Source organism: Lysinibacillus sp. A4 (assembly GCF_024919535.1).
Classification (GTDB): Bacteria; Bacillota; Bacilli; order Bacillales_A; family Planococcaceae; genus Lysinibacillus; species Lysinibacillus capsici.
Genome location: NZ_JANWTB010000002.1, coordinates 46,964 through 73,163, shown reverse-complemented (window position 1 = coordinate 73,163; position 26,200 = coordinate 46,964). Strand labels below are relative to the sequence as shown.

The 26,200-nt window shown below is 35.4% G+C and carries 24 protein-coding genes; 17 read left to right on the top strand and 7 right to left on the bottom strand.

The window, feature by feature from the left end:
- Positions 1-23: 23 nt before the first annotated feature.
- A complete protein-coding gene (locus NY607_RS04380) occupies positions 24-644 on the bottom strand; it encodes a flavin reductase family protein (RefSeq protein WP_131519611.1) in 621 nt (206 codons plus the stop codon).
- 105 nt (positions 645-749) lie between these two features.
- On the opposite strand from NY607_RS04380, the gene NY607_RS04375 reads away from it, so the two are divergent.
- The 5 genes from NY607_RS04375 to NY607_RS04355 all read left to right on the top strand — a co-directional run bounded on the left by NY607_RS04375 (position 750) and on the right by NY607_RS04355 (position 6,628).
- Complete coding sequence (locus NY607_RS04375; protein WP_131520014.1) at positions 750-980, top strand: opine metallophore biosynthesis dehydrogenase; 231 nt, start codon at positions 750-752, stop codon at positions 978-980.
- 270 nt (positions 981-1,250) lie between these two features.
- Positions 1,251-2,078 (top strand): helix-turn-helix transcriptional regulator, encoded by an 828-nt coding sequence (locus NY607_RS04370; RefSeq protein WP_131519612.1) that lies wholly within the window; start codon positions 1,251-1,253, stop codon positions 2,076-2,078.
- Positions 2,079-2,160: 82 nt separating this feature from the next.
- The gene (locus NY607_RS04365; protein WP_237899916.1) at positions 2,161-3,147 is read left to right on the top strand and encodes an ABC transporter substrate-binding protein; all 987 of its coding nucleotides are present in this window, start codon (positions 2,161-2,163) and stop codon (positions 3,145-3,147) included.
- A 41-nt stretch (positions 3,148-3,188) separates the two neighbouring features.
- Positions 3,189-3,527: a cupin domain-containing protein gene (locus NY607_RS04360; RefSeq protein ID WP_131519614.1), complete on the top strand. Its 339-nt coding sequence runs from the start codon at positions 3,189-3,191 to the stop codon at positions 3,525-3,527.
- A 629-nt stretch (positions 3,528-4,156) separates the two neighbouring features.
- Positions 4,157-6,628 carry an S-layer homology domain-containing protein gene (locus NY607_RS04355; RefSeq protein ID WP_131519615.1) on the top strand — a complete coding sequence of 824 codons (2,472 nt, stop codon included), beginning with the start codon at positions 4,157-4,159 and terminating at the stop codon, positions 6,626-6,628.
- Between the two features lie 189 nt (positions 6,629-6,817).
- Here the strand turns inward: NY607_RS04355 and NY607_RS04350 are convergent, their stop codons facing one another.
- Positions 6,818-7,945 (bottom strand): acyltransferase, encoded by a 1,128-nt coding sequence (locus NY607_RS04350; RefSeq protein WP_131519616.1) that lies wholly within the window; start codon positions 7,943-7,945, stop codon positions 6,818-6,820.
- 288 nt (positions 7,946-8,233) lie between these two features.
- Positions 8,234-9,226 carry an NADPH:quinone oxidoreductase family protein gene (locus NY607_RS04345; protein WP_259419214.1) on the bottom strand — a complete coding sequence of 331 codons (993 nt, stop codon included), beginning with the start codon at positions 9,224-9,226 and terminating at the stop codon, positions 8,234-8,236.
- Positions 9,227-9,352: 126 nt separating this feature from the next.
- Here NY607_RS04345 and NY607_RS04340 point away from each other — a divergent pair, with 126 nt between their 5' ends.
- The 10 genes from NY607_RS04340 (at position 9,353) to NY607_RS04295 (ending at position 19,734) form a co-directional block, all read left to right on the top strand.
- Complete coding sequence (locus tag NY607_RS04340; RefSeq protein ID WP_131519618.1) at positions 9,353-9,940, top strand: TetR/AcrR family transcriptional regulator; 588 nt, start codon at positions 9,353-9,355, stop codon at positions 9,938-9,940.
- A gap of 376 nt (positions 9,941-10,316) precedes the next feature.
- Complete coding sequence (gene rocF, locus NY607_RS04335; protein WP_237899926.1) at positions 10,317-11,222, top strand: arginase; 906 nt, start codon at positions 10,317-10,319, stop codon at positions 11,220-11,222.
- Between the two features lie 268 nt (positions 11,223-11,490).
- A complete protein-coding gene (locus NY607_RS04330; RefSeq protein WP_004232450.1) occupies positions 11,491-12,918 on the top strand; it encodes an amino acid permease in 1,428 nt (475 codons plus the stop codon).
- Positions 12,919-13,121: 203 nt separating this feature from the next.
- A complete protein-coding gene (locus tag NY607_RS04325; RefSeq protein ID WP_259419213.1) occupies positions 13,122-13,922 on the top strand; it encodes a DUF817 domain-containing protein in 801 nt (266 codons plus the stop codon).
- Between the two features lie 159 nt (positions 13,923-14,081).
- Positions 14,082-14,669 carry a pyridoxamine 5'-phosphate oxidase family protein gene (locus tag NY607_RS04320; RefSeq protein ID WP_259419212.1) on the top strand — a complete coding sequence of 196 codons (588 nt, stop codon included), beginning with the start codon at positions 14,082-14,084 and terminating at the stop codon, positions 14,667-14,669.
- 221 nt (positions 14,670-14,890) lie between these two features.
- Positions 14,891-15,583, top strand: a complete 693-nt coding sequence (gene vanR / locus NY607_RS04315; protein WP_237900936.1) for a VanR-ABDEGLN family response regulator transcription factor — start codon at positions 14,891-14,893, stop codon at positions 15,581-15,583.
- A 22-nt stretch (positions 15,584-15,605) separates the two neighbouring features.
- Positions 15,606-16,700: a sensor histidine kinase gene (locus tag NY607_RS04310; RefSeq protein ID WP_259419285.1), complete on the top strand. Its 1,095-nt coding sequence runs from the start codon at positions 15,606-15,608 to the stop codon at positions 16,698-16,700.
- 88 nt (positions 16,701-16,788) lie between these two features.
- Positions 16,789-17,706 carry a D-alanyl-D-alanine carboxypeptidase family protein gene (locus NY607_RS04305; RefSeq protein ID WP_131519623.1) on the top strand — a complete coding sequence of 306 codons (918 nt, stop codon included), beginning with the start codon at positions 16,789-16,791 and terminating at the stop codon, positions 17,704-17,706.
- Positions 17,707-17,926: 220 nt separating this feature from the next.
- Positions 17,927-18,322, top strand: a complete 396-nt coding sequence (locus NY607_RS04300; protein ID WP_048389675.1) for a VOC family protein — start codon at positions 17,927-17,929, stop codon at positions 18,320-18,322.
- Between the two features lie 281 nt (positions 18,323-18,603).
- On the top strand, positions 18,604-19,734 hold the full coding sequence (locus tag NY607_RS04295) for a CamS family sex pheromone protein (RefSeq protein ID WP_131519625.1): 1,131 nt from the start codon (positions 18,604-18,606) through the stop codon (positions 19,732-19,734).
- Positions 19,735-19,765: 31 nt separating this feature from the next.
- Here NY607_RS04295 and NY607_RS04290 read toward each other — a convergent pair whose 3' ends face one another.
- Entirely contained in the window at positions 19,766-20,236 is a 471-nt protein-coding gene (locus NY607_RS04290; RefSeq protein ID WP_259419211.1) for a hypothetical protein, read from the bottom strand.
- Between the two features lie 219 nt (positions 20,237-20,455).
- Here NY607_RS04290 and NY607_RS04285 point away from each other — a divergent pair, with 219 nt between their 5' ends.
- Positions 20,456-21,718, top strand: coding sequence for an NtaA/DmoA family FMN-dependent monooxygenase (locus NY607_RS04285; RefSeq protein ID WP_259419284.1), 1,263 nt, complete (start codon positions 20,456-20,458; stop codon positions 21,716-21,718).
- Between the two features lie 34 nt (positions 21,719-21,752).
- Here NY607_RS04285 and NY607_RS04280 read toward each other — a convergent pair whose 3' ends face one another.
- The 3 genes from NY607_RS04280 to NY607_RS04270 all read right to left on the bottom strand — a co-directional run bounded on the left by NY607_RS04280 (position 21,753) and on the right by NY607_RS04270 (position 25,006).
- A complete protein-coding gene (locus tag NY607_RS04280; protein ID WP_259419210.1) occupies positions 21,753-22,679 on the bottom strand; it encodes a TIGR03943 family putative permease subunit in 927 nt (308 codons plus the stop codon).
- An 11-nt stretch (positions 22,680-22,690) separates the two neighbouring features.
- Positions 22,691-23,689, bottom strand: coding sequence for a permease (locus NY607_RS04275; protein ID WP_259419209.1), 999 nt, complete (start codon positions 23,687-23,689; stop codon positions 22,691-22,693).
- Positions 23,690-23,824: 135 nt separating this feature from the next.
- Positions 23,825-25,006 carry an AraC family transcriptional regulator gene (locus NY607_RS04270; protein WP_048389681.1) on the bottom strand — a complete coding sequence of 394 codons (1,182 nt, stop codon included), beginning with the start codon at positions 25,004-25,006 and terminating at the stop codon, positions 23,825-23,827.
- A 164-nt stretch (positions 25,007-25,170) separates the two neighbouring features.
- Here NY607_RS04270 and NY607_RS04265 point away from each other — a divergent pair, with 164 nt between their 5' ends.
- Positions 25,171-25,929, top strand: a complete 759-nt coding sequence (locus tag NY607_RS04265; protein ID WP_103117696.1) for an SDR family NAD(P)-dependent oxidoreductase — start codon at positions 25,171-25,173, stop codon at positions 25,927-25,929.
- Positions 25,930-26,200: the final 271 nt, after the last annotated feature.

The following is a 26,200-nucleotide window of genomic DNA, read 5'->3' as shown; positions in this document are numbered from 1 at the left end:
ACCATATGTTTTAATCCCGATGTTTAGATCTCAGAGCGGAAGTTATTTCCAAGGTTGCTACCCAAACCAAAATAATGACGAAAATTATAAATTAGTGGACTCCATTTATTTGGATCAATATGATTTTCGTCAATAATTATTTCTTCGTGGGCATGTACTTGTGTCGTTTGGGTCTCGACGATAGCAAAATTAGGAGAATAATCTGGAATGCGAATATGTTTTACCTTTGCTTCGATTTGAATAGGACACTCCATAATTCGAGTAGGAATAACCGTTGTGGACTCAATAGGTGTTAAGCAACTAAGATCATATTTCTCTTTTCTAAATGTAAAACCGATCTGTTTTTTAAAATCTGGAACTGGATTTTTTCCTGTGTAAGGAGCTAACTGTTCCACGTTTTCCCAGAGAGAGGGGTCTGGGATATTTATGACACATGCAGGATGATGTTCTAAGTTTTCAATTGCCTTTCCTCCAAGACCAATCCCTAAAATAATGCAGTCTCCTAATACCCAAGAAGAAGATAAAGGGCTAATATTTACTGTTCCATCCTCATTTAACGTACTTAGTAAAATTACAGGAAATCCATAATATAAAATTTTAGGATTTATTTTTTTTGTATTTGGCATTTGTTTTATTATTTTCATTTTTAGTTCCTCCCATAAATGTTTTCACTGTCAGACTCATTGTAAAATATAAACATTTCGACGTTCATCGAAGTGTTGATTACAAAATTGATACTTCAATCTATAATGTTGAGCAAAGGTATAGTTTCAAGTCTCCCTATTGCGAAAGTCCTGAAAGTAACCAGTCCGACGCTTGATCATTTTGTACAAACTTATGAAGAAAAATTGTTACAAGTAGTAGCTTTATCTGAGAATCAAAGGCTTTCAGAAGCCTTCCAAATAAAATCTTTCTCACAAGAAATAGAGATAATTTGCAAGAAATTGCTTTTAGGAAGAGGACAAAAGATAGAGAAATGAAATGAGTGAGGTTGATGGATCTTTGGGTATAAGAGGGAGGCTTCAACTTAATTGACAATGATAATCGTTATCGATAAGGTAGGGGTAGGCGAGAGCCGTCATCCCTACCTTTTTATATTTTTAGTAATGAATAAGATGAAAACTATAATTCAATCCAACTACCGAGGACTACACCTTGAAAAAGCAGTAACTTATTGTGGTACGTGCAGTTTGCTGTATGACAAATATTGGTTTTCCAAACGAATGATTATTGAAATGAGGTATATAAGTATGAAAATCGACGTAAATCAGCTTGCAGAGCATTTAGCAAACACTCCTTTCCAAGTAAAGGGAATCTATCGATATTCTAGAAATACAGGTGTACCTTCCGCTGATTATACAGATTCTTTTCCAGGATTTGTTTTTCCCCTTTCTGGAAAAATAGAATTTCAATTTAATGGGACCCCTTACATCTTTTCGCCAGGAAAAGTTGTACATGGGGGAGCGAAGATGAAATTAAATCAAAAAAATTTTGATGATGCAAATTGGGAATATATTCTGGTTTTGTACAGGATATGTACGGAGAATTTAGCAGAGACAAGCTTTTCACATCAGCATTTTGAATTACCGATAGGACAATCTCCTCGTCTAATCGAGTTAATTATGCGTCTATGGCATGTATATAATCAGCGTGGAGGTATATCAATGTTTCAGACAGAAATGCTATTTCGTGATGTACTGAATGAAGCATTATTATGTGTGGCTAATCGACAGAATAGCTGTGCGTCACACACTCTATTCGAACGAATAACTACTTATATTCATGAAAACTATCATCAAAGCCTTTCCATTACCTCTCTTGCCGAACAATATAACGTTAATCGAAATCGATTATCTTATATATTTAGAAAGCATGCAGGGTTGGGTCCAGCAGAATATGTATTAAACTATCGTATAAACATGGCTCAAAAAATGCTATTTACAAGTGATGTGCCTGTACAACAAATTGCAGAAACGGTGGGAATTACTGACCCCTTTTATTTTAGTAGAGTATTCAAGAAGCAATATGGTATCTCTCCTACTGAATATCGAGATAAGTTCATCAATAATCCATGCTAAGTTCACCAAGCATCCATTCTCCGCCAAACATGACTTTACTATACTAAGTGTATATCAGAGATTTTATGTTGGAGGAATTTCAATGCAAAAGATTAATGGACTGCTATTTTTAATGCTACTACTAGCAGGTATATTGGGAGGTTGTCATAAATCGCCTGCTGAAAGTAAGGGGTTAACTACAGAAGACATATCTTCATCAGCAGCTAATGTAGAAGAAACTGCGTGGCCTAGAACAATTAAAGATGCCCTAGGTAAGGAATTTGTCATCGAGAAAGAACCAGAAAAAATTGTTTCATTATGGTATTTTTACCCTGAAATTTTAGTTGCATTAGGTGAGCCACCTACAGCTTCTACTGATAAAGAATATTTATCCACTTTGTCTTATTTAAACGGTAAGCTAGATTTAACAGAGGAATTAGGCGATAAATTGTCTCCTAGTATTGAAAAAACGCTATCGATTGGTCCTGATTATATTTTAGCAACAGAACATCATGAAAAATTGTATGAATCCCTAGAAAAAATCGCCCCAGTCATTACGTTGCAATCACAGGACATCTACGAAGACTGGCAATATGGACTTCGTACAGTAGCCGAGATTATCGGAAAAGACGATGAGGCGGAAAAAGTAATTGATAAAATGATGAAAGATATCTCAACAGGACGTGAAGCATTAAAGTCAATTCAAGGAGAGTCTGTAGCGCTTATTTTGTCTTGGGACGGAAAAACGTTTAATGTTCTTGGTGAAGATAACCCTGTTTATACACTTGCTTTCGATAAAGAAAAGGGTTTGGGTCTAACACCAGATCATACATTTAAGGGGAATAATAATCAATTCGCTGCATTTGAAGGCATCTCAACTATTCAAGCAGACCATATTTTCCTTATCGGTGATATTACAAAAAAGGAAGCACTAATGAGTGAGTTAAATCAAAGCAATGTCTGGAAGAATATGAATGCCGTAAAAAAAGGGAATATTCATCTAATGGATACTTCTGCTATTACTGGAGGTCCATTAGCTATCGAGTACGCTTTGCAAAATATAACAGAAGCCTTACAAAAGGACGAATAATAGGAAAAACCTTTTCCAAAAGTAAATAAGGAGAGATGAATATGCAAGATCAAGCTATCAATATAAATGAGAAATTAGCCGAATTAAAGGAGCTTTGGTCACCGAAAATTATTGGTGAAATACACGATTTTCAATTCAAAGTGGTGAAGATTGCTGGGGATTTTATATGGCATGAACATCAAGGGGCTGATAAGGTATTTATTGTGCTCGAAGGGGAGATGTTTATTGCTTTTCGGGATGGTCAGGTGAAAATATCCAAAGGTGAGATGTTTATTGTTCCTGGAGGAGCGGAACACATGCCCTTTGCTGAAAAGGAATGTCATATTATGCTTGTGGAGCCTAAAGTTGCAGTAATGGCAACTGATATAGAGCCTGAATAACCAATGGCGGAAGAGACTAGTATTTTGTTTTTCCAACCAATAAAACAAAGGAGATCGTTTAGGAGATGTAAACGATCTTCTTTTGCTGTTCCTAAACTGGGATCTGTGTTATGCATTAATATTTTCTTCTATGCTATTATTTAATCTAATTTCCTTTAAGATGTAGTTCGTCTATAAAATTAATTGCTTTATCAGAGTGCTAGATGAAACTTTATAGGAAAAAAATATTATTATATCAAAAAATAACAGAAGAAGATTTGAATAAAAATGTTGTTGTTTGTAAAACGCATCCAAATGGGTAGTTTTGTCGCTCTTCGTACTATTATTTCCTTATTTTAGAATTTTTTTTATGAAAAGATTCCCTATATAACCAATGCAGTATTAAAATTACCTTATTTTTAGCGTTTATTTATTGGTAATGAAGTTATATTATTGTCTTGTAAAGCAAATTACAGTTTGATTGGGATATTTAATCATGGAAAATTTAGAAGATTGCTTTACATATAATTGGTTGAATTATTATTTGTGGGAACGATTTATACATATTTTTATAATTTTATAATTAAATAGCGCGATAATATTGTTCTCACAGAATAATATAATTTATTAAAATTCTGGAGGAATATACTATGACAAAACAAAACAAAGGTCGTAAATTTTTCGCAACTACAGCTACAGCAGCGCTTGTAGCATCAGCAATCGTACCAGTAGCATCAGCTGCAGAATTTCAAGATGCAGCTAGCATTTCATCTTGGGCAAAAGAAGCTGTACAATTTTTAACTGATAAAGGCTACATCCAAGGCGATGAAAAAGGAAACTTCAATCCAGCTGGTACACTTACTCGTGCAGAAGCGGCTGAAATTTTATCAAAAGCATTAGATTTAAAAGCTACTGGCACTGAAGATTTTTCTGATGTTAGTGAAAATGATTGGTTCTATAATGCAGTACTTGCAACTTCACCAGAATTATTTGATGGTATGGGCAATGGTAAATTTGAGCCTAAAGCTCAATTAACAAGAGAACAAGCTGCTAAAGTTATCGTTCAAGGCTACCAATTAACAGGTAAAGCAGATCTTAGCCAATTTGCAGATGCTTCTAAAGCTTCTAAATGGGCTGTATCTTACTTAGAAACAGCTGTAGAAAATGGTGTAATCAATGGTAAAGGCTCATTATTAGCACCACAAGATAAAATTAGCCGCGAAGAATTCGCTACAATGGTAAAACGTACGATTGATGCAGTTCAAGAAGTAACACCAGCTGTAGAAGCTGTAAAAGGGCTTAATGCAAAAGAACTTGAAGTGAAATTTAACACAGCTGTTGATGCAAAAGATGCAGCAATCACAACAAAATATGCTGTTGAAGGTGTAGCAATCACGAACGCAGTAGTATCTGAAGACGGTATGACAGTTACGTTAACAACTGACAAAGAAGTAAAATTAACAAATGGTAAAGTAACTGTAAAACCAATTAAAACAAAAGCGGATGCTAAAGTTCTAACTGAAGAGTTCAACAAATTAATCACATTTGCAGATACGACTCCTGTAAGCGTTAATTCTGTAGAAGCTAAAGGTACTACAGCTGTTATCACTTTCGACGAGCCTGTACAAAGTGAAGGAACAATCAGCTTAAATGGTACAGAACTATCAAAAGATCGCTATACTTTATCTGGTAAGAAATTAACAATTACTGGATTAACAGCAGAACAATCTTACAAAGTAGACATTGTTGGTGCAACTGACTTCGCTAATAATATCGCAAATCCTATCGCAGTTAACTTCACAGTTTTGAAAGCAGACGTTGATAATTCAAAACCAACTGTTTCTACAGCAGTGAATGGTACAGAAATTACGTTTGATTTCTCTGAAGAATTAATGAAACAAAATCTTAATGCAGATGCAGAAACTAAAGAATATGCAAAAGTAACAGTAGGATCAACTGTATTCTATTTAACTGATGCTGATATTAAAGATACAGAGGATAAAACTGTATTCACGATTGATGCTAAATCTGCTTTGGGTACAGCTACATTCATTAATACAAACATTAAAGTAGAAGGACAAAAAGATTTAGCTGGTAATGCAGGTGATGCATTTGAGTTCAATGCTATTCTTTCAAAAGATTTAACACCTGCTACACTTGTTTCTACTGCTACTAAAATGTTAGTAGCTGATGATGTAAATGCTACTACAGATGTTGATGCATTATACCTTACTTTTAGTGAGCCAGTAAAAGTAGAAGGGAAATTAACTGTTAAAACACAAAATGGTATTGCTTACACTACTGGAAAAGAAACAGCAGTAAAAGCAGATGCTGGTTTCGATGTAGATGGTAACGGTAAAATCGAGGGTGCAGAGAAAAATACTGTAAAAGTTGACATTGATCTAGATAGCAATTCAACATATACTTTCGAGTTATCTGCTAAAGCAGTAACAGATTTAGCTGGCAATGTAACTGCTGATACTGTTACTTTCAATGTAACAACAGGCGTATTTGAAGCTACACCTGAAACACCAACAGATTCATTAGTATTCGGAGCTACTCCAGTTGTTGTAATTGACAATAACGTATTTACAGTTGAGTATGCTAAAGATGTGACGGCAACAGCAACAAATGCTGCTAACTACACACTTGGAGGAAAAGAACTTCCTGCAGGTACACAACTTCAGTTTGTAGATGGTACGAAGAAAGTAAGATTCACTTTACCAGAAGGTTCTATCACAGCTAATGGTAACTATGTACTTGAAGCTAGCAATGTAGTAGATACAAAAGGTAACACGCTTAAAGGTGGAAAAGTGACAGCTCAAGTAGCACTTAAAGAAAATATTGTTCCTGTTGCTACTAAAGTAACTGCAGTAGATAGCAAAACATTTACAGTAGATTTCTCTGAAAATATTGCTGATCAAGCTGCTCCAACAGGTGTTACTGTTAAAATTGCAGGATCAACTGTAGAACTTGCTTCTATTACAGTAGCTGGTGGTAAACTTACTGCGACAACTAAAGCTGACTATGCATTAACAGACAGCATTGTAGTTGAATTCAAATCAACAAACCTAGTTGATGCTAATAACAATAAAGTAAAAGACGGTTCTATTGCAAAATAATTAAATCGTTCATTGAAAAGCCCTGTGGAGAGTTCTCTACAGGGCTTTTTTATTAGTATCTTCTTAATTTAATGATATACCCCTGAAGAAACCCAAATTTTTTAAACAATTGAGCAAAGGTAAATACGCAAATAAATACACAGCCAGTTGACGGAAACAAATCGACGACTGGCTGTGCATATTGAACGGCTATTTGTAAGGGAATTTGCTCGGGATAGGTCCAAAGGCAATCCAATGGTACTTAAGGAATCTGCCCATCAATAGCACGACCATCCATGGAACGAAGAGGGCAAAGATAAAGCCCCCAATGCTCCAAAGATGATACAGAATACTATTACCGCCAGTACTTAATTGTCTATAAAGGAAAAGGAAAAATGGATGTAGTAGATAGATGCCAAACGATACTGTTCCCAGATTGATCAAGCGATTTACAACAGTTTGGTTCCATTTATCATAGATCCAGAAAGAAAGCTGTAATAAGACAATACAGGCTGTTAAAGATTGTAGCTGAAAAACTAGCTCAAATATTGTGCTGTTCACTATATAGGTTTGTGATGTATAAACAAAGTAATATAAATAAACATTATATATAGTAGAAATTAGCCATATACACCACACAAAAAGTATCTTGATAGGAAAATTTTCTTTTTTTAGTTGTAGCCATCCTTTGTATTTTTCAAAATAAATTCCTAAAAATGCCCCTGCTAAGAAATAAAAGAGATAGGAAAAAGCGATACTCCCTCTATAGGGATACTGCCATAACTCAGCGTTTAATAAAATAAAGACCCATTGAAGAACGAACCCAATCCAAATTAAATAAGGAGATAGTGCTGGTTTTTTCTTTAAAATATATAGGAATAATGGGAACATAAGATAGAATTGAACAATAATAAAAATATAGTATAGATGCGTATACGCTTTGCCTAATAAAAGTTTTTCTAGAAATTCGATACTAAATAGAGAACGCCATGTGTCTACCAAATCATGTGTCACATAAAATTGCATTGCTGCATAATAAAAAATAGAAAAAAAGAGATAAGGAATGAGTATTTGGGTCACTCTTTTTTTATAAAAATGAATGATAAGCTCCTTTGTTAAATCCTTTTGTATATAATTGTAAAATAATACAAAGCCACTTAAAAAAATAAAAGCAGGGACAGCGAATTTAGGGGAGATATTGAAAAATACATAAAATGGATATAATTTTGAGTCACTAGATAAAGCCGTTACAGGTGTACTAGTAGAATGAATAAGAAGAACAGCTAGAATGGCTAAAGCCCGTGTAATAGCTAATTCATTAATATGTGCTCGCTTCATACGATCATCTCCAAAGTATTAATTATAGTATTGAATTCCCAGAATACTGCCTACATACTCTATTGGTATGCTTGTTAGTACAAATTTAGACAAGCTTTGTTGCCTAAATTTGTCTAAAGGAAACAAGTGGGTTGTTCATGAGCTACTATAAAGCGCTTTTATGTCAGGGAGATGTCAACAATAAAAAAAGCTACCACGCTCGCTTTGCGTAGTAGCTGTATGTTGTTATTTGCCATCTAGAATTATTTTCTGGGAAATAGAATAAAGAAGGAAGCTTAATTAAACTCCTTATAATGCAACAAGGATTCTACCTCTTGCTTGACCCTTCAGTAAAATAGGTAAAACATCAGGAAGTTGTTGTAGTGTTACCTCTTGCTGAATAAAATCATTAAGGTTTGCTGGTTTGAAATCAGTCGCTAGTCGATGCCAAATGTTTAATCGAATGTCCATTGGGCAATAAACAGAATCAACTCCAAGTAAACTCACGCCTCTTAAAATGAAGGGAAATACACTTGTAGGAAGCTGTGTACCTGCCGTTAAACCACTACATGCAACAGCCCCACCATATTGAATTTGGCTTAATAATGAGGCAAGTGGCTCTCCACCAACAGAATCAACAGCAGCAGCCCATTTTTGTTTGCCTAATGCTTTAATTTTTCCATCATAAACCTCTTCACGATTTACTATTGTAGTAGCCCCGAGTGATTGTAAATATTCATGTTCAGATTCTTTTCCTGTGCTCGCTTCAACTTGATAACCCAGTGTTGAAAGAATAGATACAGCAAAGCTACCTACACCTCCTGTAGCCCCTGTCACAAGAATTTTCCCCTTTTCAGGATGAATACCATTTTCCTCTAACTTTTGAACAGATAATGCAGCTGTAAATCCTGCAGTACCAATTACCATAGCCTCTTTAAGGGAAAGTCCTTTTGGAAGCGGTACAATCCATTGTGCTGGGATGCGGGCATATTCACTAAAGCCACCAAAATGGGAAACACCTATTTCATAGCTAGTCGCAATGACCTCGTCACCAATTTTAAAGCGAGAATCCTCAGAAGAAACAACAGTCCCCGCTAAATCAATGCCAGGAACAAAAGGATAAGACGTAACGATTTTACCATCAGGAATAGAGGCAAGACTATCTTTATAATTAATACCTGAATAACTAACTTTAATTAATACCTCACCCTTTGGTAGATCTTCTAAAGTTAACGTGTTCACTTTCACTGTAAATGCATCATCTTTATTGACTACTAACGCACTAAAATTTTCTGCCGTCATCGTAAACGTCCCCCTACAATTTTATTCCATTAAACAGTATCAAAATTATTCTGACCGGTCAATATAAAATTGGATTGTTGCTACTCTTCATGTATAATAACTTCTATCAAGTCATCGGAGGCTCCTATGAAAAAGAAAGAGGAAGAACGTAAAAAACAGATTATGAAAGCAGCCTTTAACGCTGTTTCACAATTAGGTTATGATAAGGTTACACTACAAGACATAGCCAATCATGCCAGTGTCTCAAAAGGGGTAGTTCACTACTACTTTACAAGCAAACAAAACATTTTATTAGAATTACTTGAATCCACTACGAACAAAATCTACAGCTATGAAATACAAGAAATAGGCAAGCATCAAACAGCTATAGACAAGCTTCATGCCTACTTAAATGCTGTATTTGTATCGCCTATAGAAAATAAAAAATTTTACAGGGTTTATTTAGATTTTTTAGCTCAGGCAAATAGCAATGAAGAGTACAAAAGAATTAACTTAAAATTTTATGAGAATTGCTGGGGAATTGGGCAAGAAATTATTGAATTAGGAAAAAGAGAAGGTGTCTTTAGTTCAGACATTGATTCCTTAACCTATGCAAAAATGATGCGGGCAATGATTGATGGTTCATTAATTCAGTGGTTAACCTGCGATTTAGAAGAACAACATAAATTTTATAAAGAAACCTGTTTGACTAGTATTGTGCGATTATTAAAATAGGTATTTGAAAAGCCTTATTTACTATTGTAGTAAGGCTTTTTTTTGCCGTTAAAAAGAAGAATAATTGAATGATTTTGGAAAATATTTATTAACATATTGCATTTATAGATAAAATTACCGTCAAAATTTTCGGAAAAAACTATAAAAAAAGAACAGTTTTAATATTTTGTTTAGTAATTTTTTACAAAAATACGCACTTAAAAGGGAAAAAATGTTTTGTTATGCAGTGAAATAGCGTTTATGCATTCGTTTATACAAGAAAAAATCTATGTTTTTAATAATTTAAACTGTATAAAAATTTAAAATAATGTCGAGTTGAGTCAATGTTGCAATTTCTTTATACTGTGAAAGTAATTATTGGAGAGGAGAAAACATCATGAATAAAGAAGTGACAATTATTGGGGTGCCCATGGATTTAGGTCAAACAAGAAGAGGCGTAGACATGGGACCAAGTGCTATCAGATATGCAGGGGTAACAGAACGACTTGAGAGCCTTGGTTATTCGATTTACGACGAAGGGGATTTAACTATTGACTTCGTACACGAAGATAAAGACGCAGAAGGAAAGACAAACTTAAAAAATTTAAAAACTGTCACAGAAAGTAACGAGAAGCTAGGCCAAAAAGTAGACCATGAAATTTCTTTAAACCGTTTTCCTTTAGTATTAGGTGGAGACCATAGTATTGCTATTGGAACATTAGCAGGAGTTTCCAAGCATTATGAGAAACTAGGTGTCATTTGGTATGATGCCCATGGCGATTTAAATACTGGTGAAACATCTCCTTCAGGAAATATCCATGGCATGTCTTTAGCTGTAAGCTTGGGCCTTGGACATCCAGCACTTACAAATATCGGAGGCTATGCGCCAAAGGTAAAGCCTGAAAACGTTGTTATCATTGGTGCGCGTGATTTAGATCCAGGAGAAAAAAAGCTTATTAAGGAAATTGGTATGAAGGTATACACGATGCATGAAATTGATCGTTTAGGAATGACGAAAGTAATGTCAGAAACGATTGACTATTTAAAGGAGCGCACAGACGGTGTTCACCTATCATTAGATTTAGATGGACTGGATCCAAATGATGCACCAGGTGTAGGCACGCCAGTAGCAGGTGGTATTAGCTATCGTGAAAGTCATTTAGCTATGGAAATGCTGTCAGAAGCAAATATTATTACTTCAGCAGAATTTGTTGAGACAAACCCTGTATTAGATCAATACAATAAAACGGCTATTGCTGCGGTAGCTTTAATCAGCTCACTATTTGGCGATACATTACTTTAAGCCATGAATAGAAGTCATTTTGTATCCCAGAAGGAAGAACTTTTCTTAAAAAATTAGGTCGCGACAACCAACTATAAGAAAGTAGCTCTCCCTATAGTAAGTTTACAATACAATTTAGCTATTCAATAGCCTTTATTTTGTCAGAAAATTGACAGTTCATAAAATATATAAAACAGTTTATCTATTAACATTCAAATTTTAGATTGTTATCTGTTTTGTACGAAAAAAAGAAAGTGCTTACACAGATAATGAATGTAAGGAGTTTTTTATGGCAGCAGAACAATATGAATTAAAAAGAAGTATGAAAGCAAGACACTTATTTATGATTTCACTTGGTGGATGTATTGGAACTGGTTTCTTTCTTGGATCAGGCTACACGATTAACCAAGCTGGACCAACTGGTGCCATCCTAGCTTACTTAGTAGGCGGAGCAGTTATGTATTTAACAATGCTATGTTTGGGTGAATTGTCTGTTGCTATGCCGGTATCAGGTTCATTCCAAACGTACACAACGAAATTTATCGGTCCTGCTACTGGTTTTGCCGTTGGATGGCTATACTGGCTAGGTTGGGCAGTAACTGTTGCTCTTGAGTTTTTAGGGGCTGGACAACTAATGCAAAGATGGTTTCCTGATTCACCAGTATGGATGTGGTGCCTAATATTTGCAGCACTACTCTTTGTATTGAATGGTTTATCAGCAAAAGCATTTGGTGAAGCAGAATTTGTCTTCTCCAGCATTAAGATATTGGCAATTATTATGTTCCTTGCGGTTGGTGGAGCAGCTATGTTTGGGCTAATCGATATGAAAGATGGAACAAATGCCCCATTCCTTACTCATTTTTATGAGGGTGGATTGTTTCCTAATGGTGTAACAGCACTGCTTATTACAATGATTACCGTGAATTTTTCATTCCAGGGTACAGAATTGATTGGTATTGCTGCTGGGGAGAGTGAAAATCCTGAAAAGACTATCCCTAAATCTATTAAGCAAACTGTTTGGCGTACGCTGTTCTTCTTTGTGTTATCCGTATTTGTACTTGCAGCAATGATACCAATGGATAAAGCAGGGGTGGTGGAAAGTCCATTTGTAGTCGTATTAGATAGCATAGGTATTCCATATGCAGCAGATATTATGAATTTTGTTATCCTAACAGCCTTATTATCTGTCGCAAACTCGGGTCTTTATGCTGCAACACGTATGCTGTTCTCACTATCTGTCGAAAAGATGGCAAGTCCCGTTTTAGGGAAAGTTAATAAAAGAGGTATCCCAATGAATGCATTACTAATCACACTCGCTGTAGCAGGTCTGTCTTTACTGTCAAGTGTATTTGCTGCTAATACAGTCTTTGTGTGGTTATTATCTCTAGCAGGCTTAGGTGCACAAATTGGTTGGATTGCGATTACAGCATCTCAAATTGCATTTAGACGCTCCTATATACGCCAAGGAGGAAAAGTAGAGGATTTAAAATTCAAAGCGCCACTGTATCCAGTGATCCCTATTTTAGGTTTATTAGCGAACTGTATTGTTATGGCAAGCTTGGCTTTTGATCCAGCTCAACGTTTAGCACTCTACTGTGGTGGAGCATTCTTCATTGGTTGTTATATCGTTTATTATTTAAAAGTGAAAAAAGTGACGAACTTAGAAATAAACCAACAAGAAGTCCAATTAAAATTAAATCAAAAAATATATCTTTAATATCAAAGAGTAGCTACTTACATGGCTACTCTTTTCTTCATAGATAAGCAACAACAAAGACGTATTTAACAAAGAATAGTTCCAGTAATAAGAGAAAATATTTATTGTTTTTCGATAAATAAATATTGAAATATGATAATTTATCGTTTATTCTTCATACAAGAAGCAATTTAATTATGAACAAGTTCATTTGAGGTGGATTCATGTTGAAGAATTTTTTAAAGGACTTAGGAGTCTTTACGTATCAACAATCATTATCTTGTATTTTTCCTGTTGTGATATTTGCTACACTTGCACTCTCTAAAGCCATTCAAATACCTGGAGTAGGAAGATATGACTTTATTCTGGTAATCTGTCTATTGACTCAGTACTTGATGTATAAATTTGGTTTAGAAACAAAGGATGAAATAAAAGTCATTTGCTTGTTTCACATTATTGGGCTCGTGCTCGAACTATATAAAGTGAATTTCAATTCATGGTCATATCCTGAAGAGGCGTGGACAAAAATAGGGGGTGTGCCTTTATATAGCGGATTTATGTATGCGAGTGTAGCTAGTTATATTTGCCAAGCCTGGCGTAGGTTTGATTTAAAAATTGTAAGCTGGCCAAAAAGTTATGTAGCTATTCCACTTGGAGCCATTATCTACTTGAATTTTTTCACACACCATTTTATTTATGATTTTAGATGGCTGTTAATGGCACTACTATTTATTGTGTTTTATCGTACTGTTGTAAAATTTACAGTACGGAACAAAGTCTTTAACATGCCCATCGTTGTATCGTTCCTTTTGATTGGCTTTTTCATTTGGATTGCTGAAAATATTGCAACGTTCTTTGGAGCATGGTCCTATCCGAATCAAGAGGTGTCTTGGTCAATTGTTCATTTTGGTAAAATCAGTTCATGGTTTTTACTTGTAGTCATTAGCATTATGATTGTTGCGCAACTTAAACTATTCTATCGTGATGTAGGTGAAAATTTGGAGAAGAAATCATTCAATATATGACATTCATTTGTAGAACTAGAGAACTTCTAAGAAAATAGTATGGGCTTTTGATAAACTAGTATTTTTACCTTGTACCCATGCCCTTTCATCGAACTGTCCCTTTTTTAACGTGCAATACTGCTGTAGACTCCTTTTTAGAAGAGGATAGGGGGAATGATAATGGTAACAGATATTCGGATGATAAATAGAGCTTGTACAGATGAAAAACAAATTAAACAATTATTAGAAGGCGCACAAACTGCATTTCTTGGTATGGTAGATCAACATATGCCATATGTTATTCCGCTAAATTATGTTTACAAAGACGGAAGTTTTTATTTTCATGGTGCCAACGAAGGAAGAAAAATAGATATTCTAACAAATAATCGGAATGCATGTATCACAATAAGTGAAAATTATGGAACAATGGTAGACCCTATTCCTGCTGAGACTGATACGGCTTATATAAGTGTAGTAGCAAATGGGTTGGTGGAATTTGTTACGGATTTAAATGAAGCTACTGCTGCTATGCAGGCAATGCTTGATAAATATGTACCAGATTATTACCAAGCACCCTTATCAAAAAAGCATATCGAAAAATATCAATCTTCTTTAGGGAGCAAAACCCTTGTGCTGAAAGTGAAACCGACCAGTATAACTGCAAAAGAGAATAAATTAAATAAACAAATGCTATATTACGTAGGTAGAGTGGTAACACAGGATATGAGTCGAAAATCTACTGCTACAGCAATCAATCCAACAAATTAATTATCAGAAAATGTAAGGCTTGGGATTTAACCTAAGCCTATTTTTGATGTAGTAACAGTTAGATGATGAAGCTATCTATGATTTTGTTAATATAAACCTATTAAAAGTAGAGTTGGAAAGATGTTTTCATCTAACTACCCTAATAATAGATATAGTCATGCGTAAGTGCTATAATGCCTGTGAAAAATCATTGGAAAACAAGCGGGGAGAAGGAGAGGGCAATACAGTTGAATATATTAGTTGTTGACGATGAAAAGGAAATTGCAGATTTAATAGAACTTTACTTAAAAAATGAAAACTATCATGTATTTAAGTTTTATACGGCTCAAGAGGCTTTGACATGTATTGAGCATGAGAAAGTAGATTTAGCTGTTTTGGATATTATGATGCCTGATATAGATGGGTTTACTATTTTACGAAAAATCCGAGAAACATTGAATTTTCCAGTGATAATGCTTACGGCAAAGGAAGAAGAAATCGATAAAATAAATGGATTTTCTCTGGGAGCAGATGATTATATAACAAAGCCATTTCGTCCATTAGAGTTGGTTGCTCGTGTAAAGGCGCAAATACGAAGGTTTACTTTGTACAACCAAGGTTCAAAGCAACAGGAAGATATCATTGATTTTGCTGGCTTGGTGATTAATAAAAACACACGACAAGTCTTTTTAAATGAAAGGCCCATATCCCTTACACCTACGGAGTTCGCTATTCTTTGGTATTTATGTGCAAATCGAGGGACAGTTATTAGCTCAGAGCAATTATTCCAAGAAATTTGGGGGGAAAAGTACTTTAGCAGCAATAACACGGTAATGGTTCACATTCGACATTTACGGGAAAAAATGAAGGATGCTGCGGAGAACCCAAAGTATATTAAAACGGTTTGGGGAGTGGGGTATACCATTGAAAAATGAGTTTGGCAAACTGAAAAGGAAAATGGTTCTACAAATTATTTCGATACTTGTCATCGCTAGCATCATAGGCTTTTTTATTAATTTTGCATTTATTGATGGAGTCTTACAAGCTCCCTTTGCAGATGCTTTTATTGCTTTTTGTGAAAATGTCTTGCAGCTTGATTATTATGCTGCAAGCAATGCCTATCATGTGTTATTTCGACAAAATAAATCGCTTTGGCTTGCGATAGGATTTATTTTATTATTATTGATTATTTTCTATATCGCCTTGTCTCGATTTACCCGATATTTTCATCAAATTAGTTCAAGTATTACCATGCTTGCTGATGAGTCAGGGAAGGAAATTGAGCTCCCAGCTGAACTCGATTTTTTGGAGAAAAAATTAAATAACGTGAAATATAAATTAGAAAAGCGTGCAAGGGATGCACAAGAAGCTGAGCAACGAAAGAATGATTTAGTTGTCTATTTAGCGCATGATATTAAAACACCTTTAACATCCATTATTGGCTACTTAAGTCTTTTAGATGAAGCGAGGGATATGCCGGTAGAGCAGAAAGAAAAATATGTGACGATTACATTAGATAAATCTTATAGACTGGAACAACTAATCAATGAATTTTTTGAAATAACCAGGTTTAATTTACAATCCATCATTTTAGAGAAAGATTCTATTTCTTTACAACATATGTTAATGCAAGTGGCCGACGAGTTTTATCCATTACTGGCACCAAAGGGTCAAAAAGCCATCGTCAAATTAGATGAAGATATTACTATCTATGCAAACGGTAATAAGATAGCAAGGGTATTTAATAATATTTTAAAAAATGCAATTGCCTACAGTGATCCAAATAGTACAATTGAAATTAGTGCGCAATGCGAAAATAATCAGACATTTATTTCGTTTACGAATACAGGGAAGACGATCCCTCCTGAAAAATTAAAAATGATATTTGAAAAGTTTTACCGCTTAGATAGTGCAAGGTCTACCCAAACAGGAGGTGCTGGGCTTGGTTTAGCCATTTCTAATGAAATTGTACAGGCCCATGGCGGAACCATTACCGCAACTTCTAGTAATGATACAACCGTATTCACGGTGATGATTCCAACCAATTCTTAAGAAACCTTAAGAATTCACTAATAGTAAATTAAAAATAAGCTCCTTTTTTTATGGTTGAATAAAAGCATAAAGAGAAGGAGTTGTTTTTATGTTCAAGAGAAAAGGTATATTGAGTTTATTGTTCTTATCCATACTGATTTTCGTTTATTTACTATTGAAAGAATCGCCAATGACTTTACGTCAGGAAATAGATCATGCACCAAAAGTAGTACAAACAGCCAGTCAGCATATGCTCGATCTTGATATGTACAGTTCGAATGCAATTTTAGTGAATTTGGATGAAAATCAAATTGTTTTAGATAAAAAAAGTGAGGAAAAGATTTATCCTGCTTCTTTGACAAAAATGATGACGGTTTTAGTTGCGATTGAGCAGATTTCCAATTTACAAGAAGAAATCATTTTACCTAAACATATCTTTCGGGATTTATTAGAGGAAAATGCGTCAGTGGCGGGCTTTCTCCCAAATGAAAAGCTGACAGTAGAAGATTTGTTGTATGGCTCTATGTTACCATCAGGTGCAGAGGCATCACTAGGTTTAGCTGAATATGTTGCGGGGTCAGAACGTGGATTCGTGAAACTGATGAACGAAAAGGCGCAGCAGCTAGGCATGAAAAATACGCACTTTGTGAATACAACTGGACTCCACCATTCAGATCATTATACAACTGTAAAGGATATGTCTTTACTTTTACAATACGCCTTAACAAACGATGATTTTCGAAATGTTTATACAGCAGAAAGATATTCTATAAAATCAACAAACCTTCATCCGGAAGGCATTACTTTTACCAGTCGAATGTTTCAGCATATGACGTCAAGTGCATTGCCAGGAGGGGAAATTTTAGGTGGAAAAACTGGCTATACAGAAGATGCAGGCTTATGTTTAGCAAGCTTAGCTCTTATAAATGGACAAGAATATGTGCTAGTGACAGTAGGAGCGGACGGCAGCCCTAGAACGGAGCAATATAATATTACCGATGCCATTTCGGTATATAGTCAATTATAACTAGCCCTAATAGTGTGTGATTAGAGAATAATTCATTTTCTAGTCACACTTTTTTGTAGTTGTAAAAATAATAGAATTGAATAATAGATGGGAGATTCCATATAAGTCTCTATAAACCAACGTGTTGTTGGTATGGCAGAAATAATTTATTAATTTTAATTTTCAGAAAAATGATATATAGTAAATATGATCAAATACATTCATCTTTAAGGAGGTTACTATGGGGAGATTAGTTCATTTTGAAATTCATGTAAGTGATATGGATCGGGCTAAAGATTTTTATGGGGAAGTTTTTGGATGGTCATTTCAGGACTGGAGTGAATATGCAGGCATGCCTTACTTCGGTGCCGTGACAGGTGAAGATGGTGAACTTGGCATTAACGGTGCTTTAATGCAACGCCAAGGGCCTCCACCAGAAACAAACCAAGCGTTGAATGGCTTTGCTTGTACAATGGGTGTTGAAAGTTATGATGTAACGGAAGCAAAAATTCTTGAAAACGGGGGCAAAGTAGCCATGCCAAAGTACGCATTACCAGGAATGGCATGGCAAGGCTATTATATTGATACGGAAGGCAATGTATTTGGTATTCACCAGCCCGATAAAAATGCCAAATAGTATTGAGGATAAATCGCTCTAAGAAGGAGGGAACCCGCTCCTAAAGAAGCGAAAACCCGCTCTTAAAAGTGTGAGAGCCGCTCCAATGTAGTGAAAAACCCACTCATTAGCAGTTGAAAGCAGTAAGACCTATGTTCGAGAAAACGAGCATAGGTCTTTTTTGATTATCTGATAGGTAAATGGGGAGATTTGTAAATATATAATGTTTTATTTTGGTAAATTTGGTATCGTTGAATGAGGTAATTTATCAAATGATACATAGTATGCAAGGAGAAATAGCAATGAAAAAAAGAAGCTTTATGTTATTTTTATTCGCACCAATATTGATTTTAGCATCTTGTAGTAGTGAGGACGAAAGTGTTACTGCTAATGAGAAAAAGTATATTTCATCGATACAGAAAAAGGAGGTCTATGAGATTCAACAGCCTGCAAAAGTAAATATTGCTAGAGGTTCAATCATCAATAATATGAATAATGCTTTAAATATTAATGAAATTGAAAGAGGACTCATGAATTTATCGGTGAATCATTTCTCAACTGACAAGTTTTATATGCAGGAAGGTCAATATCTTGAAGAGAAAATGATCAGCCAATGGTTAAGTAGAAAAACAGATGAAGGTATTGGGTTAAATCCAGCCATTGAAACTAGAAGTGACAATGTGCTAGAGGATGAAAAAAAGTATCCTTTGATTCTCTCACATGTGTTAGAACAAAATTTTATTAATAAAGAAAATAACAAAGTAGAGGGACTATCGATCGCGATCTCGTTAAATGAATTTTATGATATACGAGTTTCCGATGCCAATGGTTTAATTTACACAGGCCAAGTGAAAGTAGACCAAAATGATGATGATATCAACGATGTTAAAAATTATGGGAAGGAAGTAGCTAAAAGGATTCTTGAGGATATTAGAAAAAATGAAAAATATCCCAGAGTCCCTATTTATTTAACTTTATATCAAGAATCTAATATCAACGATATTATTCCAGGCATATTTTTAGCTGAAACTTTTATTCCTAAAGATGCAGATACCATAACAAAATGGTTTGATATAGATAAAAAGCATTATATATTCCCATCAGATGCTTTATATAGTTTGGACCAAAATATGTATAATAAATTATTAATTTTTAAAGAGGATATTCAAGGTGGATTTAAACATTTAAATCCTAAAATCATGGGAAAACTTCGTTATGAAGATGGCAAATTAACAGATATTAATCTAGAAATACATGTACCACTGGTTAATGATATTGAATTAATTGGCTTGTTACAGCTCACTAGTACAAAAATAAATACAATTTTATTTGACTATATCCCCATCACCATTCGGGTAATCGATCAGAAGCAGGATGTTGGAATTGTTCTCTGGGACCCAACGGAAAAACAAATTTTTGCATCACCTATTTGAATAGAAAAAAGCTAAAGGGTGAAGCTCCATATTAAATTTCGTAACTTGTATTTATATCTACTGTAATTGAAGAACCATCATTATTATCAAATTTCATGAACCATTGACCAGCTTGGCTTGCATCCAACTCGTAAGTTGAAGTAAATGATTGTCCAGATTTAATGATTTCTCCCTCAATCCAAACCGTTCCATTAGGTGCAGTTAATATAAATCTAATAGATTGTGAGCTGTTATTTTTCACATAAATTTGAATTGTATCAGTGCCATTACTAGGTGCTTTAAAATTAAAGCTCATCGAACCCTGACCAGTGGGAAAGGTAGAAGACGTTGTAAGAAGGGAATCATCACTTTTTTCAGCTGTGGGGGTAGAATAAGATTCCTCACCAGAAGCACCTAGGTTCGGCGGAATAGATGGTTGGAGTATAGGATCTTCTATAAAAGATGCTCCACCAATTGGAAATATAAAAAGAGTAACTATAAATAAAGAGGGAAATTTTCTCATGATTCCTCCGCTTAAATATATTTGAATTATCTCAATGATACCTTTATTTAACTTTATAGTAAATATTAGTTTGGTTGCTTATTTTTCATTTGTAGAGGACCTTCAAAAACTTAATAGTATTTCATTGCAATCTCTGCCATGAATGATTATTATGAAAATGATAATCGTTATCAATTAAAAAGAAGGAGAGTAGCCATGAAAAGACACCTTATTATTGGAATGCATTTAGCTGTTTACGGTAATCATGGCAAACAGGGTGCCTTGATAGAAGAACATATTGCATTTGCGCAGCGTGCTGAAGCAGCGAAATTAGATTTTGTATTTAAGGCGGATTATTTAACAGCTCATCCAGAATTAATGGCTAAAATGAAAGGAACAGTTGGCTTAGACCCTAACTTTTTAATGGCGATGGTGGCAAGAGAAACGAAACAGATTGGCTTAGTAACAACGATTTCCACATCCTTTACGCCACCTTATCTGATTGCGCGTCAATTGCAGTCCTTAAATTGGATTAGCGAAGGACGAGTTGGATGGAATATCGTAACCTCTATAGATGGCGCTCATAATTTCAGCAATGAGCCCATGCCTTCTTCCGAGGAGCGTTATGCTAAAGCTGCAGAATGTACAGCGGTGGTCAAGCAATTATGGCATAGTTATCCCTATGAAACATTAGAAATGGATGGGAATTTAGAGAAAATAAAAGAGCTTGTTAAGCCAATGGAGCATAAAGGCGAATTTTTCCATATAAAAGGTCCCTTAAATCTCCCAATGCATCCAGCAGGAGAGATTCCACTCTTCCAAGCAGGAGCGTCTGATGTTGGGCGGCAATTTGCGGCTACTGTTTCCAATGCGATTTTTGCGGCTACACCAGCCATGGAGGTGGGTATTGAGATGCGTAATGATTTGCGTCAGCAGGCTATAGAAGTAGGTCGTTCAGCCGACGATATTCGCTTATTACCTGGACTCTATTTCTTTATAGGGGATACATATGAAGAAGCACTCGAAATGCACCGACAAGCACATGCACATTTAACACTTGAGCGGCGCTACAGTGCTTTAGAATCTGTGATTGGCATGGATGTTCGTCATTTGGCACTTGAAGATCAGGTAACGGTTGATATGCTGCCATCAAAAGATCAACAAGTACGTAGTAAAACACATGCAGATTTGGTACGTCGTTATATTGTAAACAATGAACCAACTGTCGCAGTATTGTTAGCACGTCCAGAGGTAATTGGCTCAGCTCACCTTGTAGCAATCGGTACACCACAGGATATTGTCGATCAAATCGTTACTTTTTATGAAGAGGGTGCATTGGATGGCTTTATTGCCATACCAGGCGGACCTGCGAAATCTTTGGATTTGTTCTTTAGCGACGTTATTCCCATGTTAGTAGAGCGGGGTTTATTCAGAGCTGAATATGAAGGCAGCACATTACGTTCCCATTTAGGCTTAGATGTGCGATCCCCCATTAATAGCTGAAAAAGGGCAAGCCATAAGCTTTGCCCTTTTATTGCTAGAAGCTCATTCGAATATTAATAGGATAAAGATAAGGTGATTCAGGTTGTTCGATTGTTACCCAATCATCAATATGGATAACAGGTAAGCTTGCACCTTCATATGTTGTTTGACTAATTGTACCGACCACTTCAATCCATGTATCTTCTGTGAGTCTAGGGACCTCAGGAAACTCTGTCAGAAAGCCGACGATACTGGCATCGGCGACGCAATGCGTAATAAGAAATCTTGAAATCACTAGTTGCTTTTCTGTAAAACTTTCTTCTTTTAAAACAAAGCCCTTCAACTGTATTTTCTTCCCCAAATAGTTAGCCAAATTTTGATTAATTTCTTCATAATAAATCGTGTAGTCCTCATCGGTCATTTTTAGCATGGATTGTTGGGATAGTTGTTGCTTTAATTGCTCATATTGTTTTTTTGTCATTTCCTGTTTTTCCTCCGTCAGTCGGGGATCAGCTTCATGTTCATCATAGATGTTTTCATCAATCGTTTCATTTGAAGTGAGGTAATCCTCTATTTTAGATGATTGATTTTGCTGGGTGAGAATAAATGCACCACCTTTTTTATCAGCGATGGATGCATCTAAAATTTTTGCTGGCACGAAGAAGCCTGTCATTATTGGTGTCATGATAATGAGGTAGGCTATCATTTTTTTTCGGGTAAAGGCTGTGTGACCATGGTCGTGATGGGAGCAGCATGCTTGTCCCGTTTGATCACATGAATGGGGAACCTTTGAAAAAGATATAATTCTTGTCACTTGAACAAGAAATAGTATAAAAAATAAAATGGCGGCTGTTTTACTCAGCCCTTCATATTTAGGGTTGATAAATTTTGTTAGTTCTCCGGTCCAATGCAGGTTGGCAATCATAGCCGAAAAGGCGAGTAACATGAAGGCTCTTAGCGCTTGTTGAACGTGAAATTCCATGGTTTTCCCCCTTAGAGATACGCTGAAAGAATCCATATACTAATGTAGACAACTGTAGCCACTAAGGCGATTAACCAAAAAACAAATTTTAAACGAAATACGCTCATCAACATAATGGTATTTTTCAAATCGATCATAGGGCCAAAAATAAGAAAGGCCAGAATGGATGGAGTGGAGAAAATAGCACTAAAGGATGCGCCAATAAAGGCATCTGCCTCAGAGCAAAGTGACAGAATGAAGGCTAAGCCCATCATAACTAGAATGGAGGAGGGTTCACCTTCTCCAATGGCTACGAGTGTTTTGGTAGATATATAGGTTTGTACAAAGGCAGCTAAAAATGCTCCGATAATTAAGTATTTACCCATATCAAAAAATTCATCGATGGCATGTTTGACCATATTTAATAATTTGGTGAAGAAGGATGTTTGTTGACTAGGGAATGTTAATGAGTAGGGCTGTAAAGAGCTCTTAAATTGGGAGCCTTTAAAAAATAAGCTGATAAGTAATGCTACTACAATAGCGATGACAAAGCCAACAAGCATTCGAAGGCTCGCTATTCTTAAATCATTTCCAAATGCCATATAAGTAGAAAGAATAACAACGGGATTAATAAGTGGACCAGTTAACATAAAGCCTATAGCTGCATGTATAGGTACGCCTTTGACAATCAATCTTCTAACAATCGGAACAATCCCACATTCACAGGCTGGAAATAATGCACCTACAAGACAACTCATGATAACTGCCATCACAGGGTTTCGAGGAATCCACCTTTGGATATGTTCCTCTGTTATAAAAATCTGTATAAAGCCAGCAATCAGTATTCCAATTAAGACAAATGGTAATGCTTCAATTAAAATACTTAAAAATATCGTATTTAAATTGAGTAGAGAGGAACTAAGGTCGTTTAGAGCTGAGACGTTGAATAACAGTAGTGGTAGCATGCCTAGGAATAAAATGAAGAGCAACCAAAAATTCAATACATATTTAGAAAAATGGAGACGTTCCACATAGACCTCCTTAAAGTGTAATGGTTACGTTTTAATTCAAGATATGACATAGATGATATTGTTAGTACTTCAAAAAAAGGAAAGAGAAAGTAAAAATTGATTTCTACCATCTTTTTACTTTCCCTCTATATCGAATTATTTATGAGAATACTTAGTTCTATATTGTTTAGGGGTAATCCCTGTAAATTTTTTGAAAACTTTAATGAAATAGCTTTGATCTGTGAAATTAAGTAATGAACCGATGTCTAGGATTGGATAGTTGGTAAATGTTAAGAGTTTTTTCGCCTCATCAATCCTTTGCTGCTGAATATATTCACTAAAGGAAGTACCTACTTCCTTTTTAAATAAGGAGGAAAGATAATTGGGGCTTAGGTGGCAAATTGCTGAAAGTTGGTCGAGTGTTAGATCCCCATACAACTCATTTTCAATAAAATGGATACAGGTAGTAATGGGTCCAGAATACTTCCTTGTATTTGCCTGTGATACACGGCTTGTATAGTCGTAAATAGCTTCCTCCATTAACGAAAGAATTTCGATTAAACTGTTTTGATCCTCTAGCTTTTGAATGTAAAAATCATTTAATGTAAAGGCTGTTTCTTCATTTAAACCACCCTCAATTGCTGCACGGCAAATAAGTGCAATTCCTGTAATCATCAAATATTGAACACTTCTTAAATTATTGCGTTTTGATAGTATTCCAAGTTCTGCTTGCTCAACAATGGAATAATTCAAAACTTCATTTAGTTTCTCTATACGCCCATTTTTCACATTGTCTAACAATATTTTTTCATAGTAAAGATTTGTATGAACAATATCATTTCTTCTTGCATAGGAGAGTTCAAGCGTAGTATTTTCCTCATGACGAATGAGAGGTCTTAATGCTTGGTTGTGATAAATGACAGCAGATTTATTTAATGTCTTTTGATAGATGGCGTAATACACAAATAAACTAATGGCTAAACTTTGTTGATAATGAAGAATAGGAATCAGCTCTTGATTAACACTTGTCTTTATGTCTTCCACTTCTGGCGAAAGGGAAGGGCCAACTACAATTGCACCTAAATATTGATCCTCTTGCTGCACATTAATATAGAAAAAATTAAACTCAGCATAAGAGAAAAAAATTGGATAGGCATTAGAATCTTTATGGTAAGGATGTGTTTTCAACTGTTCCTTTAAAGAAATGTAAGATGGATTATTTGTTGATGAATAGTCAAAGATTATTTTTCCTAATGAATTAATATAAGTGACTGGAAGATGATGTGTTTCATAGATTAATTGGCTGATGTATTGAAGATCAATAGTGTTAATTTTCATGTTCCTACACTCCAGTTCGTAATAATTCTATTAAAATGAAAGCATTTACATTTTTATTGGATAGACATTGAGAAAGTACTATTTTGTGTAGAATAATACAATAAATAAAGGAGAAGTAGCAATAAAATAGACAGTGACTTTAAAATGTTAGGGAGGAATAGAAGATGGATCTTTTGAATAAAATTGCAGTTGTAACAGGCGCAGGAAGCGGAATTGGAAGAGCTAGCAGCTTGAAACTTGCTAGCAATGGTGCAAAAGTGGTAGTAGTGGATTTCAACAAAGAAACAGGGGAAGAAACAGTAAGCTTGATTAGAGAACAAGGCGGGGAAGGTATTTTCGTTCAGGCAGACGTTTCAAAAAGTGAAGACGTTCAGAAATATGTCAATACTGCTGTTGATACGTACGGACGTATTGATGTATTTTTCAATAATGCTGGGGTTATTCAGAAAATTTCTCCACTAACAGAGATTGAAGATGCAGAATATGACCGTATTATGTCGATCAATGTGAAGGGTGTATTCCTTGGCTTAAAATATGTTTTAAAAGTAATGGAGGGACAAGGAAGCGGTTCAATTATAAATACAGCTTCTACAGCAGGAGTTCGCAGTGAGCACAGTATGGCTGTCTATTCTGCAAGTAAGCATGCAGTAGTGGGTTTAACAAAATCAGCTTCTTTGGAGTATGTAAAAAAAGGTATTCGGATCAATGGTATCTGTCCAGGGGGAGTAGAAACGGCATTAACAAACAGTGTAACTGCGATGTTTGAAACAGGTGGCTATGTGCCAGAGGAGATTCCAAATATGAGAATGGGACGCTATGCAAAACCAGAGGAATTAGCAGAAATGGTTGTGTTCCTAGCATCGGACAAAGCAAGCTATATGACAGGCTCTATTGTGTTAGTAGATGGCGGTTTAACTTTATAATAAAAGAAGAAATCCAGTGAATCATTTCACTGGATTTCTTCTTGTTGTTGAAAAAGATGATGTCAAAGGTAGAAAAAGGAACTTTGCAAGGTGAGAGGTTGATTTCCGTTCCGCCAGCGTCCTTTCCAGGGGGCGTCTGATGAGCCGCTTCACTCACTTGCGTTCGCTCCAGGGTCTCACCTGTGACGCTAAATCCCCTAGGCGTGACGCTGGCTCCAATCCAATCAACTAGTAGCATAGCGATCAAATAGCCTATTATCTGTATTCTTAG

Coding starts and splice junctions, on each gene's coding strand:
- NY607_RS04380 (WP_131519611.1), bottom strand. CDS start 644: ATGAAAATAATAAAACAAATGCCAAATACAAAAAAAATAAATCCTAAA.
- NY607_RS04375 (WP_131520014.1), top strand. CDS start 750: ATGTTGAGCAAAGGTATAGTTTCAAGTCTCCCTATTGCGAAAGTCCTG.
- NY607_RS04370 (WP_131519612.1), top strand. CDS start 1,251: ATGAAAATCGACGTAAATCAGCTTGCAGAGCATTTAGCAAACACTCCT.
- NY607_RS04365 (WP_237899916.1), top strand. CDS start 2,161: ATGCAAAAGATTAATGGACTGCTATTTTTAATGCTACTACTAGCAGGT.
- NY607_RS04360 (WP_131519614.1), top strand. CDS start 3,189: ATGCAAGATCAAGCTATCAATATAAATGAGAAATTAGCCGAATTAAAG.
- NY607_RS04355 (WP_131519615.1), top strand. CDS start 4,157: ATGACAAAACAAAACAAAGGTCGTAAATTTTTCGCAACTACAGCTACA.
- NY607_RS04350 (WP_131519616.1), bottom strand. CDS start 7,945: ATGAAGCGAGCACATATTAATGAATTAGCTATTACACGGGCTTTAGCC.
- NY607_RS04345 (WP_259419214.1), bottom strand. CDS start 9,226: ATGACGGCAGAAAATTTTAGTGCGTTAGTAGTCAATAAAGATGATGCA.
- NY607_RS04340 (WP_131519618.1), top strand. CDS start 9,353: ATGAAAAAGAAAGAGGAAGAACGTAAAAAACAGATTATGAAAGCAGCC.
- rocF (WP_237899926.1), top strand. CDS start 10,317: ATGAATAAAGAAGTGACAATTATTGGGGTGCCCATGGATTTAGGTCAA.
- NY607_RS04330 (WP_004232450.1), top strand. CDS start 11,491: ATGGCAGCAGAACAATATGAATTAAAAAGAAGTATGAAAGCAAGACAC.
- NY607_RS04325 (WP_259419213.1), top strand. CDS start 13,122: ATGTTGAAGAATTTTTTAAAGGACTTAGGAGTCTTTACGTATCAACAA.
- NY607_RS04320 (WP_259419212.1), top strand. CDS start 14,082: ATGGTAACAGATATTCGGATGATAAATAGAGCTTGTACAGATGAAAAA.
- NY607_RS04310 (WP_259419285.1), top strand. CDS start 15,606: ATGGTTCTACAAATTATTTCGATACTTGTCATCGCTAGCATCATAGGC.
- NY607_RS04305 (WP_131519623.1), top strand. CDS start 16,789: ATGTTCAAGAGAAAAGGTATATTGAGTTTATTGTTCTTATCCATACTG.
- NY607_RS04300 (WP_048389675.1), top strand. CDS start 17,927: ATGGGGAGATTAGTTCATTTTGAAATTCATGTAAGTGATATGGATCGG.
- NY607_RS04295 (WP_131519625.1), top strand. CDS start 18,604: ATGAAAAAAAGAAGCTTTATGTTATTTTTATTCGCACCAATATTGATT.
- NY607_RS04290 (WP_259419211.1), bottom strand. CDS start 20,236: ATGAGAAAATTTCCCTCTTTATTTATAGTTACTCTTTTTATATTTCCA.
- NY607_RS04285 (WP_259419284.1), top strand. CDS start 20,456: ATGCATTTAGCTGTTTACGGTAATCATGGCAAACAGGGTGCCTTGATA.
- NY607_RS04280 (WP_259419210.1), bottom strand. CDS start 22,679: ATGGAATTTCACGTTCAACAAGCGCTAAGAGCCTTCATGTTACTCGCC.
- NY607_RS04270 (WP_048389681.1), bottom strand. CDS start 25,006: ATGAAAATTAACACTATTGATCTTCAATACATCAGCCAATTAATCTAT.
- NY607_RS04265 (WP_103117696.1), top strand. CDS start 25,171: ATGGATCTTTTGAATAAAATTGCAGTTGTAACAGGCGCAGGAAGCGGA.